13 protein-coding genes are annotated in these 14,121 nt (G+C 45.2%); all 13 read left to right on the forward strand.

The genetic code is table 11. The features are described from left to right. Positions 1 to 286: 286 nt before the first annotated feature. The 13 genes from WMO28_RS16335 to WMO28_RS16395 all read left to right on the forward strand — a co-directional run bounded on the left by WMO28_RS16335 (position 287) and on the right by WMO28_RS16395 (position 13,879). Positions 287 to 1,195 carry a hypothetical protein gene (locus WMO28_RS16335; RefSeq protein ID WP_349057669.1) on the forward strand — a complete coding sequence of 303 codons (909 nt, stop codon included), beginning with the start codon at positions 287 to 289 and terminating at the stop codon, positions 1,193 to 1,195. Between the two features lie 249 nt (positions 1,196 to 1,444). After that, on the forward strand, positions 1,445 to 1,624 hold the full coding sequence (locus WMO28_RS16340) for a hypothetical protein (protein ID WP_349057670.1): 180 nt from the start codon (positions 1,445 to 1,447) through the stop codon (positions 1,622 to 1,624). 1,413 nt (positions 1,625 to 3,037) lie between these two features. After that, positions 3,038 to 3,736, forward strand: coding sequence for a pseudouridine synthase (locus WMO28_RS16345; RefSeq protein WP_178642537.1), 699 nt, complete (start codon positions 3,038 to 3,040; stop codon positions 3,734 to 3,736). Positions 3,737 to 3,819: 83 nt separating this feature from the next. Next, the gene (locus WMO28_RS16350; protein WP_349057671.1) at positions 3,820 to 4,917 is read left to right on the forward strand and encodes a substrate-binding domain-containing protein; all 1,098 of its coding nucleotides are present in this window, start codon (positions 3,820 to 3,822) and stop codon (positions 4,915 to 4,917) included. A gap of 350 nt (positions 4,918 to 5,267) precedes the next feature. Continuing rightward, on the forward strand, positions 5,268 to 5,576 hold the full coding sequence (locus tag WMO28_RS16355; RefSeq protein WP_349057672.1) for a hypothetical protein: 309 nt from the start codon (positions 5,268 to 5,270) through the stop codon (positions 5,574 to 5,576). A gap of 16 nt (positions 5,577 to 5,592) precedes the next feature. Beyond that, the gene (locus tag WMO28_RS16360) at positions 5,593 to 7,599 is read left to right on the forward strand and encodes a V-type ATP synthase subunit I (RefSeq protein ID WP_349057673.1); all 2,007 of its coding nucleotides are present in this window, start codon (positions 5,593 to 5,595) and stop codon (positions 7,597 to 7,599) included. Positions 7,600 to 7,603: 4 nt separating this feature from the next. After that, entirely contained in the window at positions 7,604 to 8,074 is a 471-nt protein-coding gene (locus WMO28_RS16365) for a V-type ATP synthase subunit K (RefSeq protein WP_178642529.1), read from the forward strand. A gap of 19 nt (positions 8,075 to 8,093) precedes the next feature. After that, on the forward strand, positions 8,094 to 8,687 hold the full coding sequence (locus tag WMO28_RS16370; protein WP_178642527.1) for a V-type ATP synthase subunit E family protein: 594 nt from the start codon (positions 8,094 to 8,096) through the stop codon (positions 8,685 to 8,687). A 30-nt stretch (positions 8,688 to 8,717) separates the two neighbouring features. After that, on the forward strand, positions 8,718 to 9,689 hold the full coding sequence (locus WMO28_RS16375) for a V0D/AC39 family V-type ATPase subunit (RefSeq protein ID WP_349057674.1): 972 nt from the start codon (positions 8,718 to 8,720) through the stop codon (positions 9,687 to 9,689). Further along, positions 9,682 to 10,002 carry a V-type ATP synthase subunit F gene (locus WMO28_RS16380; protein WP_178642522.1) on the forward strand — a complete coding sequence of 107 codons (321 nt, stop codon included), beginning with the start codon at positions 9,682 to 9,684 and terminating at the stop codon, positions 10,000 to 10,002. Before WMO28_RS16375 ends, WMO28_RS16380 begins: the two co-directional genes overlap by 8 nt. A gap of 40 nt (positions 10,003 to 10,042) precedes the next feature. Then, positions 10,043 to 11,812, forward strand: a complete 1,770-nt coding sequence (locus tag WMO28_RS16385; RefSeq protein WP_178642520.1) for a V-type ATP synthase subunit A — start codon at positions 10,043 to 10,045, stop codon at positions 11,810 to 11,812. Further along, positions 11,813 to 13,186 carry a V-type ATP synthase subunit B gene (locus tag WMO28_RS16390; protein ID WP_349057675.1) on the forward strand — a complete coding sequence of 458 codons (1,374 nt, stop codon included), beginning with the start codon at positions 11,813 to 11,815 and terminating at the stop codon, positions 13,184 to 13,186. It begins immediately after the preceding gene. Positions 13,187 to 13,201: 15 nt separating this feature from the next. Continuing rightward, the gene (locus WMO28_RS16395) at positions 13,202 to 13,879 is read left to right on the forward strand and encodes a V-type ATP synthase subunit D (RefSeq protein WP_178642516.1); all 678 of its coding nucleotides are present in this window, start codon (positions 13,202 to 13,204) and stop codon (positions 13,877 to 13,879) included. Positions 13,880 to 14,121: the final 242 nt, after the last annotated feature.

A 14,121-nucleotide genomic window follows, 5' to 3' on the forward strand; every position in this document is an offset into this window, starting at 1 on the left:
ACAGCATTTCAGCACTTGGGGCTGAAAAAGTTTCAAAATATGCTGAAAAATATTTATGAAGCCTACCAATCAATGTCCTTTCGTTGTATAATGAGTCTGTCGTACAGGATCACTTTCCTTTGTAATGTTTTGGCAAATTCATTATACATCAGAAAGTCCTGTACGATTATTTTTTATGAAAAAGTTGTAAAGTGGTGTTATATATATTAAGAACGGTTCCTGGAGCAAGTCTGGAACTGATGAAGTAATGGCAGTAAGTTATCCATGGACTTCAACAGGTGGTAATATGGAATTACCGTTATCCGCAGATGGAAAAAGTGCTATTGATTTACATGGATTACGTACTTTAGTTAAAGGTGGAAATAATAATGGAACCAGCACTTTCTATGTAGAAGTAAAGATGGATGCAACTATCCCTGGTGCAGGCCTGGACGTGATTCCAGAGTCAAAAACAGAAACAGATGGCAGACCGGAAGACTACGTAAAATTGACCTACTATTCACAGTTGTCTACAGAAAGTCAGAGCCTGACTTACAGCAGCAATCGTACAACTCTTCCTACAACAAAAACTGCGTACTACCGTGAAGAACCTTCCGGGGTAGAATTGACCTATGATGCAGATAAGATCGATCAGCTTGGTATCAACCTTCTGGATCTTCAGAGAGCATATCTGGATGCGGAAGAACAGAATACATATATTGATACTACAGCAACCTATGATCTGTCAGCGATGAAGAATCTTAAAGATACGCTGAAGAATTCTTCAGGAATTAAGTTTACATTGAATCTTATGCCGAAGAATACGACGGAATCTAGAAGTGCTGAGGAATATGATTCTGCACTTTCGGATGCACAGAACTATCTGAGTGTTGATTTACGTTCACAAAATTCAGGAAAAGTTGATTATGATAACAATGGTACCTGGTTCTGGACAGTGCCTAAGGACAGTTATTATGATATGAGTGGAGATCAGATAACAACCAGTTCTGTTTTTGACGGCAGCAAACTTCTTCAGGCAATCCGTCTGAAAGTTAATGTGGCAAATATAGAAAACGTAAACCATTTCTATTCCAACTATAAAGTCGTTCTTACGGCAGAAATATTGGATAGAAACAATAAGGCGGTTATGAATACCCACAAGGACGATAACATCATCTACACCCTGGCAAAGATCAAACCGGAATTTGTCCAGTAGGGACGGAGTTTCCCAGCTCTTTTTCTGGTCGCATGGTTGAGCTCAATCAAATTTAAATGATTAACAAAATAAATCGAGAGTATGAATCATTATAGTATATGCAAAAATAGTTGAAGCCATCCAATTTGCATGCTATCCTATAAGTAAGAAAGGAACCACGATAAGGTACAAAGGATAAAGACTATAATTCGAAAACGTACATCCGATAAGCCCCAAAAGCTGAGAATACATAAGTGGAGGGATATTAGTATGAATGCATTGAGGGAACTATTTAAGGATGAATTGGAGGATGCATATAAAGAGGGAGAAAATCGCATTAATCTGTTATATGCACGTTTAAAAAAGGATGGCCGCGAGCAGGATATCCTGCGTGCTATAGAAGATCCGGAACTATGTCAGAAATTTTTTAAAGAATATGGTATGAAATAAAAAAGTGTTGAGGGGGCTGCTGAAAGGCAAGCCTCCTCTTTTAAAAGTGGATACATGAATTATCAGAAAATAATTAATAATACAAACAAATAATAAAATATAAATATCAAAACCAAACAATAAATAAAAATATTAAAATAAAACTCAAAAATGTATTGACAAAATAAAACAACAGTGTTATTATAAAACCATCAAAAAGAACAAGAGAAAAAAACAAAACACAATCAAAAAAATCAGAAATTCATTCAATTCATAGCATAGATGCACATGAAAGGATGAAGAAAGGAAAAGGTGATTCCAGTGGGAACATAACAATCACATTCATCAATATGAGAGTGACAGGAACCGGATTTCCTGCAAGAAAGACCTGATACATATCACATAATGATATCCCTTAAGAATACAACAGTTTCTCTCATAAGATATAAATAAGAACCTCTTAAATCTTACTTATATTTTAACAGCAGTTAAAATGAGAGAAATCAGAAACATAAGGAATTCAGTATTTCAGGTAATATAGAATCGGTAACTCATATTGAACAACTGTCACGCACCTGATACAAAGATTTTAGGAAATATGTAAAGAAATATTTCCCGAAAGAGTAAAACCCTCAGCTCACCGGTTCGTTGGAAAGAAGAGATTCCAGGAACAGACGTGAAGATGAGCACGATACTTTGAAATGCATATCAGCAACTTAAGGATATGAATTGAAGCTTTGCATCAGAAGAATATCTGATAGGATATTATAATAGAAGAAACCGGGAAGGAACTTTTTTCAGGATACTTTAGAAGGGCTGCAGAGGAGAAAATCCCAATAGGTCGATTTGAATCAGCAGATCATAAAGTACAGAGATGACAAATGGTTTTGAATTTAAGAAGTTAAGTCCAGAATCATTTAGGAAACAGAAAAAAGTGTAACCACCGAAAATCTTCAAACAATAATAAGGAAATCGAATTTCGGACAAACCGATTTCCGAATCTATAGAACTTTCTAAATAATCGAATAGATATACATATATCAGTCGTTTATGAGCAGGAAATAGAATAAGACGAAGGAACCGAAAAAGAAAATATCAGAAAAAACTAAATACAGAGAATCGAAATTATTTTATCAGGTATATAAAATCAGAAATTTCGATTGATAAATATGAAGTATAACCAGATAACTCGATTCGAAAAACAAAGAGGATTAAAAATTGAATAACGAAGAGTGTTGAGACGGTCATCATTTTTTGAAACTATTGGAGTAAAAAAAGTGATGACCGTCTCGTTGCGTAAATTGCAGGTTGCTATTAAAAATATCATCAGTTATACTTTCCTGAGAAAGGAAAGAAGCTGCCGCCAAATCAAAAAACAGTCTGCCAAAAAACAATAGGCAAGACATCACCGGGAACCGGCAGCGAAGAAAATATATGTACAATAATCGAATCGAAGAAAATATTTTATACGAAGATAAAGAAATCCTCGTTTGCAGAAAGCCTGCGGGGATGCCGGTGCAGGCTGCTAAGGTCGGAACCATGGACATGGAGAGTGCACTGAAGAATTATCTGGCACAGAAGGAGCCTGGAAAAACGCCCTATCTTGGTATTGTTCATCGTCTTGACCAGCCGGTCGAGGGCGTTCTTGTGTTTGCGAAAACGCCAGGAGCAGCCGGAAGCTTAAGTAAACAGATCATGGCCGGCGGTGCCGGTAAATATTATATGGCAGTGACAGAAGAAAAAATAACTAATGCAGAAGGCACACTTACCAATTATCTCAAAAAGAACGGAAGAGCCAACATGTCTCAGGTAGTACCGGAGAATACCCAGGGCGCAAAAAAAGCGATCCTCCACTATCAGGTTCTGGATCAGAAAGAAATAAACGGAAAAACACGAACGCTTCTTAAAATCAAACTGGAAACGGGACGGCATCATCAGATCCGTGTCCAGATGGCGCATGCAGGGATGCCGCTTCTTGGAGACAGGAAGTATAATCCGAGCGGGGAAAAGGGAACTTCTCTCGGACTCTGTTCCTGCAGCCTGGTATTTAAACACCCGAAAACAGGAAAACAGATGAAGTTTGAGACAGAGCCACATGGCAGTGCATTTCTGGATTTTGTGAAAAAACTGTAAAAACTCTGGACGGAAATACGAAAAAGTGTATAATGTAAAAAGCAAGTAACCAAATGTAAGATTTTTGTAAAGAGGAGATTACGATGAAAAGAGCTGCAGTAGCGACAGCCGCCTTACTGGCTGTATCAACCCTGCTGACAGGCTGCCAGAAAGAAGAAGTGGAGAAGCTTGTTGCACCGCTTGTAGCAGATGTACAGGAAACTCCTGAAGCAGAGGAAATGGAAGAGGAACAGAATCCGGCGATCCCTGAGATCGATGACAGCCTTTCTATTGAACCCGGGGCGAAGATAGCAGTTGTAAGTAAGAGTACGAAAGGTGAATTCTGGGATAAAGTAAAAGAAGGAATGCAGAATGCTGTTAAAGATGTGAACACAGCTTATGGTTTCAAGAAAGATGAACAGATCACAATGACATTTGAAGGTCCTGATAATGAAGAAGACGTGGAGAGTCAGATCAATACGCTTGACGCGGTTATTGCGGAGAATCCTTCCGTTGTCTGTGTCTCTGCCGGAGATATGGAGTCCTGCCAGGCACAGCTTGAAGCTGCCAGGGAGAACGGAATCCCCGTGATCGCTTTTGATTCCAATGTCAGCGATACGGAGCTGATTACGGCTTTCCGAGGTACAGACAACACACAGATTGGTAAATATGCAGCTTATAAACTTGGAAGTGCCATTGGAAAAATGGGAAATGTAGCTGTTTTTTCCGCGCAGGAGAAGACTGAAAGTGCTCAGCAGCGTGTGAAAGGGTTCCTTGACAACATTGCGAATTATACAGACATCAAGGTAGTGGAAACAGTCTATTCCGACCAGGTTGATGATATGAAGGCTGCCATGAAAGAAGTCCTTGAAAAATATCCGGCACTGGATGGTGTATTTTGTACTAATGCGAATGTTTCAGAGATGTTTCTGGAAGTAAATAAGAATAACAGCGAGAATAAGGTTGCAATGGTCGGTGTGGATGCCACCAGCAAGCAGCAGGAAGCTGTTAAGAATGGCGAGGAGCTTGGTATTCTTTCCCAGAATCCATATGCAATGGGATATCAGACTATGTGGGCGGCTATCCAGTCTACAGCACCGAAGAAAGAAGTAATGATCGATAAGAAGGTGCTGCTTGATCCGGCATGGATCGACGCGGAGAATCTTGAGAGCGAAGATTACGCGAATTACTTGTATAATTGATGCCTGAAGCAGATCAAATAAGAAAGGTTTTCTGTCTGAATTGTGAATATCCGCATGGAGGCTGTGCATAAAACGGATAGAGAACATCCGGCGGCGAAGCCGTCTGACGAATGAAAATATACAAAAAATTTTCATTCGTCAGACGGCTTTTTTGTGTATAAAAATGAAAAATATGAACAGAATAAACAAACAAAAAGTTTGCGATAAAATGGTAAAAATATAACGAATCTGACGATTCTTTGACGGTAAATAAATATGTTTTTGAATAAATTGCATAAAAATATTGTTTTAAAAAAGTAATTATGATACAATTTGTTTATCGTAATTGGTTAGAGAGAGGCGGTGATCAGGTGATTCAGGAAACGATCAGGGCAGTGAAAGAGGCGGAGGCGAAAGCACAGCAGAAGGTATCTGACGCGTCCGTCTGTGCACAGGGTATCATCCGTGAGGCTGAGAAGAAGGCCGGGGAGATGATAAGCAAGGCTGAAGCAGCAGCTGCTGAAGCGGCGGCAGCAGATATGGAAGCTGCGAAGGCGCGTGCACAAGGGGAAGAGAACACTGTCGGAGAACAGGTAGAGGAGGCGCTTGAAGCTTTAAGGAAGAAAGCAGATGCGAATCGGGAGCAGGCGATTCAGGCAGTAATGGACAGCCTGTTCTGAGAGGGGGAATGCGAAAATGGCAGTATTGCAGATGCAGCGAATCAGTATCTGCGCGATGAAGAAGAACCGTAAGGCCATATTGGAAGAACTGCAGTCACTTGGAGTTTTGGAGATCGATGCGGCAGAGCTGGATCCGGAGCTTGAGACGATGGATACCATGAATGCCAGACTTATCTTCGAGAAGAACGCATCCCTGTGCGATCAGGCAATTGAGATCCTGGATGAATTTTCCAAAGAGAAGACCTCCATGCTGGCGTCGCTGGCAGGGAAGCCTCTGATCGGAAGGACTCAGGAGGAGGAAGCGATTGCTTCACAGGAGGAGATTCTTAAGACAGCCAGAGAGATCCTTGAGTACAGGAAGAAGCTTACAGAGAACAGTGCCGCTGTCATAAAGATTGAACAGCAGGAGGCTGCACTTACCCCCTGGCTTGCACTGGATATTCCCATGAATTTTGCAGGAACAGCGGCTTCAGCAATTCTGATCGGAAGTATCGATGGAAACGTGACACTGGAGCAGGTATATAGCCAGCTGGCAGTGGATGCACCACAGCTGGAGGCTTTTGATATTCAGGCGGTTTCGTCAGAGGCTGGCAAGCTTTGTCTGGCGGCTGTGTGTCTTAAGGAACAAGCTCAGGAACTGGAGGAAGCACTCAGAATGCAGGGATTTGCAAGACCTGCACAGCTGGTATCGGGAATACCGGCCCAGGAACTTCAGAATTTGCAAGACCAGGTGGCCCGTATTCATGAGGAATCCGGCGAGACAGAAGAGAAGATCCGAAGTCTTCATAATAATAAGGATAAGCTTCAGCTCATATCCGATTATTTCCGGATCCGGGCGCAGAAGTATGAGGTATTAGGCCAGCTCCGCCAGTCAGCGAGCACTTTTTTTGTGACCGGATATCTTCCGAAGAAACAGGTTCCTTTCATAGAGAAACGGCTTACGGAGAAATACGATATTGTTTTTGAAGCGGAGGATGCGGAGGGTGAAGGAGTTCCGGTTGTTCTTAAGAACGGTAAATTCGGAGCAGCAGGTGAGGGAGTTCTGGCGGCATTTGGTCTTCCGGGTAAGGGAGAAATCGATCCGTCAACGATCATGACGGCCTGTTACGTATTTCTTTTCGGACTGATGTTGTCAGATGCAGCTTACGGACTGATCGTTTTTGCAGTCTGTCTGGGAGTGCTTCTGAAGTTTCCGAGGATGGAGAGCGGAATGCAGAAATCGATCCGGCTTTTCATGTACTGTGGATTGTCTACTTTGTTCTGGGGCGTTATGTTCGGCGGATATTTCGGAGATTTTGTGGATGTATTCTCAAGAGTATATCTGCACAGACCGGTTACCATAAAACCCGTATGGTTTGCACCGTTGAATGAGCCGATGAGGCTGCTGGTGTTCTCCATGCTTTTCGGACTGATTCATATGTTTCTTGGAATGGGACTTAAGGGCTACATGCTGATCCGGGACAAAAAATATCTCGACTTTTTCTGCGATGTAGTACTTTGGTTCATGCTTCTCATGGGACTGATCCTGATCTTTATCCCGAGCAGTATGTTCCGTTCTATTTCTCAGATGGATCTGAACCTTCCGGCAGTGGTGATCCAGATCGGCAAATGGATGGCCATCATCGGTGCTGTGGGAATCCTGCTGATGTCAGGAAGAGATAAGAAGAACCCGTTCCTTCGGCTGGCACTTGGCGCTTATGATCTTTACAACATCACAGGCTGGGTAAGTGATATCCTTTCTTATTCCAGACTTCTGGCGCTGGGACTTGCTACCGGTGTTATCGCATCGGTTATGAATCAGATGGGCAGTATGCTGGGAGACAGCATTTTCGGATGGATCGTGTTTATTCTTGTATTTGTGATCGGCCATACGTTTAACCTTCTGATCAATCTTCTGGGTGCGTATGTACACACATGCCGATTACAGTATGTGGAATTTTTCGGTAAATTCTTTGAGGGCGGAGGAAAAGAGTTCCACCCCTTCCGTGAAAATACAAAATATGTAGATATTAAGGAGGACTAATATTATGAGTGGTATCGTTTGGGCATTATTGGGAGCAGCAATTTCCGTAGCTCTTGCAGGTATAGGTTCCGCTATCGGCGTTGGTACAGCCGGCCGTGCAGCTGCCGGTGTTGTAACAGAAGATCCGGATAAATTCGCAAAAGTTCTTCTTCTGCAGCTGCTTCCGGGTACCCAGGGTATTTACGGACTGCTGGTTGCATTCCTTGCACTTTCCAAAGTTGGAATCCTGGGCGGCGGTATTGCAGATGTTTCACTGGAGACAGGCCTTATGATCTTTGTTGCATGTCTTCCGATCGCGATTGCAGGTCTTCTTTCCGCAATCCATCAGGGAAAAACTTCCGTAGCTTCTATCGGTATCGTTGCCAAGAAACCTGAGCAGTTCGGTAAAGCGATGCTTTTCCCGGCAATGGTTGAGACTTATGCGATTCTGGCTCTTCTGATCTCTATTCTTGCAGTCAGCGGAATTCAGGTTTGATTTATCAGGAGGGCAGAGCATGACAGGATTAGAGAAGATGGTAAGCCAGATTCTTGAAGAAGCCGATGCTTCTGCAACCGTTACGATCAGCGATGCGGAGAAAAAAGCCTCTGAGATTCTTAAAGAAGCCGGAGAAAAAGCGGATGCGATCCACCGGCAGAGAGAGGAGCAGTCGAGAGCTAAGGTGAAGAGCTATGAGGAGCGTACTGCTTCTGCAGCAGATATGAAGAAGCGTACCGCGATCCTTGCAGCCAAGCAGGAGCTGATCGGAGGCGTGATCGCAGATGCTGCTGACCGCGTGAAGAATCTGGATGACGGGAAATATTTTGAGATCCTTAAGAATATGGCAGAGAAATATATCCCTCCGAGAGAAGGCGAGATTTATTTTTCACCGAAGGATCTGGAGCGTATGCCGGATGATTTCCGTGAGGAGATCAGGGCTCTGGCAGCGCAGAAAGGTGGTACGCTGGAAATTTCCAGTGAGACAAGAAACATAGACGGAGGTTTCATTCTGGCATATGGCGGTATTGAAGAGAACTGTTCGATTGATGCCATGTTTGCAGAAAAAAGGGATGAGCTTCTGGATCTGGTAAGAAAGCTTCTATTTACGTAGAACACCATCGCAAAAAGGAGGGCGTGAAATATGTTTGGTGAAGATTATGCCTGTGCGGTGGCGCGGATACGTGTTCTGGAGACGGGACTTTTGAACCAGGCTGCGATCGAACAGCTTCTGGCATGCCAGGATGAAGCGCAGTGCCTGCAACTTCTCACGGAGAAGGGCTGGGGTAACGGCGATCCGGCAGCAGGAGCAGATGCGATTCTTTCCAGGGAGAGAGAGAAGATCTGGGAGATCATGGATTCACTGGTAGCGGACAGATCCGTGTTCTCGGTTCTTTCCTATCAGGATCTTTTTCATAATCTGAAAGCGGCAGTGAAGGCCAGCATTCTGGACGGAGCGGCGCCGAACATTTTTTTCGGGGACTGTGTCATTGACGGAGAGGATATGGTGAAATTTCTGAAGGATAAGGAGTATGACCGTTTTCCGGAGAATATGCGGGAGGCAGCCAGGGAAGCATATGAGACCTTTTTGCATACAAGAGACGGACAGCTTGCGGATATTATCGTGGACAGGGCAGCGCTGGATGCTGTAAAAGTAGCCGGGGAGAGCTCGAAGGAGGAGATCATCCGGCAGTACGCAGAATCTACTGTGGCTGTGGCGGATATCCGGATCGCGGTACGTGCCTGCAAAACAGGTAAAAGTTCAGACTTCATGAAAAAAGCAATGGCAGAATGTGACACGCTGGATAAGGAGAGACTGCTCCATGCGGCAGTGAGCGGAATGGACCAGATTATGAGTTATCTGGCTGAGACGAAATATGGGGACGGAGCACAGGCTCTGGCGGAATCACCGTCTGCTTTTGAGAGATGGTGTGATAACCAGATCATAGAGACGATCCGGCCTCAGCTTTACAATTCTTTTTCTCTGGGACCGCTGGTAGCTTATGTGCTTGCCAGGGAAAATGAGATCAAGACGGTGCGGATCATTCTCACAGGAAAGCGCAGCGGCCTTCCTGAAGAGTTTATCCGGGAAAGGGCAAGGGAGATGTATGTATAAGATCGCAATTCTTGGTGATTATAACAGCATTTACGGTTTTGCAGCTCTTGGCCTGGATACATTTCCGGTTGAAGACCCGAAGGAGGGAAAAGAGAAGCTGAACCGTCTGGCAGCCGGTGAATATGCAGTTATTTATATTACGGAGAAGCTGGCAGCACAGCTTTCTGCGGAAATCGACAGATACAGTGAACAGCTGCTTCCGGCGATCATTCAGATACCGGGAATTTCCGGAAATACAGGAGCCGGTATTGATGGTGTGAAGAAATCTGTGGAAACAGCAGTTGGATCGGATATTCTTTTCAGTAATGAATAAGACAAGGGCAGATGCCTAAGAAAGCAGGTGATTGGTTCAGATGAGCAGAGGAACCATTAAAAAAGTAGCAGGACCGCTGGTAATTGCAAAAGGTATGCGAGATGCGAATATGTATGATGTGGTTCGTGTAAGCAGCCAGCGTCTGATCGGTGAGATCATTGAGATGCATGAGGATGAGGCTTCCATACAGGTATATGAGGAGACTTCAGGACTTCGTCCGGGCGAACCGGTGGAATCCATGGAAGTTCCGCTGTCTGTGGAACTGGGACCTGGCCTTATCACAAGTATTTACGATGGAATCCAGCGACCGCTGGACGATATTATGAAAGTAGCAGGAAGCAACAACCTGAAGCGAGGTGTTGAGGTACCTGCCCTGAAGCGTGACAAAAAATGGAATTTTGTTCCGGTTGCGAAAGTGGGAGATGAGCTGGAGGGTGGCGATGTTCTGGGAACAGTCCAGGAGACCATCGTTGTTACCCAGAAGATCATGGTTCCTCCGAATATGAAGGGAACTTTGAAAGAGATCCGTTCCGGCGAGTTTACAGTGGAAGAAACAGTTGCAGTTCTTTCCACACCGCAGGGGGATAAAGAGCTTACACTGATGCAGCACTGGCCGGTACGCCGCGGCCGCCCGTATAAGAAAAAACTTCCGCCTGCGAAACCACTGGTAACAGGTCAGCGTGTTATTGATACCATGTTCCCAATCGCCAAAGGTGGTGTGGCAGCCGTTCCGGGGCCTTTCGGAAGCGGTAAGACGGTTATCCAGCATCAGCTTGCGAAATGGGCTGAGGCAGATATCGTGGTTTATATCGGCTGCGGTGAGCGTGGAAATGAGATGACGGATGTTTTGAATGAGTTTCCGGAATTGAAGGATCCGAAGACAGGACAGTCTCTGATGGAGCGTACTGTTCTGATTGCGAATACCTCGGATATGCCGGTTGCAGCTCGTGAGGCATCTATTTATACAGGTATCACTATTGCAGAGTATTTCCGTGATATGGGCTATTCTGTAGCACTGATGGCAGATTCCACTTCCAGATGGGCCGAGGCTCTTCGAGAGATGTCCGGACGACTGGAGGAGATGCCAGGTGAGGAAGGTTATCCTGCATATCTGGGATCCCGTCTTGCACAGTTCTATGAGCGTGCCGGACATGTGATCTGCAGCGGTGAGGATGGAAGAGAGGGCGCGCTGACAGCAATCGGTGCCGTTTCTCCTCCTGGCGGCGATATTTCCGAGCCGGTTTCCCAGGCCACACTTCGTATTGTAAAAGTATTCTGGGGACTGGATGCGAACCTTGCATACAAGCGTCATTTTCCGGCGATTAACTGGCTGACCAGTTATTCTCTGTATCTGGATAGTGTAGGCGGCTGGTTTGATGAGAATGTGGCGCCGGACTGGATGGAGCTTCGTCAGAGAATGATGACCCTTCTTCAAGAAGAGGCAGAGCTTGAGGAAATCGTAAAGATGGTAGGTATGGACGCTCTTTCACCGGGTGACCGTCTGAAAATGGAAGCAGCCCGTTCTATCCGAGAGGATTTTCTTCACCAGAATTCTTTCCACGAGATCGATACCTATACCTCTCTGGAAAAGCAGCACAATATGATGCGCCTGGTACTTGCATTTTACGATGCAGGTGTGGATGCACTGAAACAGGGTGCGGATATCAACGATATCGTGAAACTGCCGGTACGTGAGCAGATCGGCCGTTACAAATATACAAAAGAGAATGAGCTGGCAGCAGAATATGAGAAGGTAACTCGCCAGCTTGCAGGCGAAACAGCAGAGCTTCTGGGAAAGGAGGGCCTGTAAATGCCAAAAGAATATAGAACCATACAGGAAGTTGCCGGCCCTTTGATGCTGGTGCGGGGCGTGGAAGATGTAGCCTATGATGAGCTCGGTGAGATCGAGCTTGCGGATGGTGAGACAAGAAGATGCCGTGTTCTGGAGATCGACGGAAGTAATGCACTGGTGCAGCTGTTTGAGAGCTCCACAGGTATCAATCTTTCCAACAGTAAGGTACGTTTCCTTGGACGAAGCATGGAGCTTGGTGTGTCCGGTGATATGCTGGGCCGTGTCTTTGATGGACTTGGCAGACCAATTGATGACGGACCGGAGATTCTTCCGGAGGAGAGAAGAGATATCAACGGACTTCCTATGAATCCGGCAGCCAGAAGTTATCCTGAAGAGTTTATCCAGACAGGTGTTTCTGCCATTGATGGTCTGAACACACTGGTACGTGGACAGAAGCTTCCGATCTTTTCCGCATCCGGTCTTCCCCATGCACAGCTTGCGGCGCAGATCGCGAGACAGGCGAAGGTTCGTGGAAAAGATGAGCAGTTTGCGGTTGTGTTCGCTGCCATGGGTATCACTTTCGAGGAATCCAACTTCTTTGTTGAGAGCTTTAAGGAAACCGGAGCCATAGACCGTACCGTTCTTTTTGTGAATCTGGCAAATGACCCGGCTGTTGAGCGTATCGCAACTCCGCGAATGGCCCTGACTGCGGCTGAGTATCTTGCTTTCGAAAAAGACATGCACGTACTGGTAATCCTTACGGACATTACGAACTACGCGGATGCATTGCGTGAGGTTTCCGCAGCCCGTAAAGAGGTTCCGGGTCGTCGTGGTTATCCGGGATATATGTATACAGACCTTGCTTCTCTCTATGAGCGTGCAGGTCGTCAGAAAGGAAAAACAGGAAGTATTACAATGATTCCGATTCTGACTATGCCTGAGGATGATAAGACACATCCGATCCCTGACCTTACCGGTTACATCACAGAGGGACAGATCATCTTAAGCCGTGAGCTTTACCGTAAGGGAATTACGCCGCCGATCGATGTTCTTCCGTCCCTGTCACGACTGAAAGATAAAGGTATCGGTGAAGGCAAGACGAGAGCGGATCATGCCAATACCATGAATCAGCTGTTTGCTGCATATGCCCGTGGTAAAGAGGCAAAAGAGCTGATGACCATTCTGGGTGAGGCAGCGCTTTCTGACATTGACCTGATCTATGCAAAATTTGCAGATGCTTTTGAGAAGGAATATGTTTCCCAGGGATATCAGGCGAACCGTGATATTGAGGAGACGCTGTCCATCGGCTGGAAGCTGCTTTCCATTCTTCCGAGAAGCGAGCTGAAACGTATTGATGACAAATTCCTGGATCAGTATTACGGAAAAGTATAAAAGGGGGGATGATTTGTGGCATCAACACAGGTGAATCCTACCCGTATGGAGCTTACGAAGCAGAAAAAGAAGCTGGTCACTGCTGTACGTGGTCATAAGCTTCTGAAGGATAAGCGGGATGAGCTGATGAGACAGTTCCTTGATCTTGTGCGCGAGAACATGGAGCTGCGAAAAAAGGTAGAGGCTGGTATCCGAAGTGCCAATACCAATTTTGTCATTGCAAAAGCCGGAATGTCGGAGGAGACTCTGAATACAGCTCTGATGGCACCCAGGCAGGAGGTTTATCTGGAAACGGATAAGCGGAATGTTATGAGTGTGGATATTCCTGTTTTTGAATATAAGACAAGAACACCGGATGCCAATGATATCTATTCCTATGGTTTTGCTTTTACCTCCAGTGATCTGGACGGGGCGGTAAAATCCCTGGCGGATATTCTGCCGGATATGCTTCGTCTTGCAGAAGTGGAAAAGGCCTGCCAGCTGATGGCTTCCGAGATCGAAAAAACAAGGCGTCGTGTAAATGCCCTTGAGCACGTGATCATACCGGAAGCGCAGGCAAATATCAAGTATATCACCATGAAGCTGGACGAGAACGAGCGAAGTACCCAGATCCGTCTGATGAAGGTGAAGGATATGATGCTGGAGGAAGCTCATCATTATAAAGAGCGGGAGGCGGAACGGATATCGTCGTGAGTTATGAAATGCCCCTGCACTGTCGGGATTTACGCGGTGCGGGGGTGTTTTTTTATTTCATATGGAGTTATATTGCTAAAACGATCCAACGCAGGCGAATAATTCTGTAAGCAGAAGTATTTTATGAGAGAAGAGTGTTGTGTGCTATAAAAGGGGTGCAATTAATTTAGGAAGATAAGCGGGAATCCTCGGTAATTCAATTGCCGAGATGAAAGCGTAAACTGTGCATATCTGCACATTAT

It is taken from the genome of Blautia aquisgranensis, from assembly GCF_040096615.1.
GTDB classification, from domain to species: Bacteria; Bacillota; Clostridia; order Lachnospirales; family Lachnospiraceae; genus Blautia_A; species Blautia_A aquisgranensis.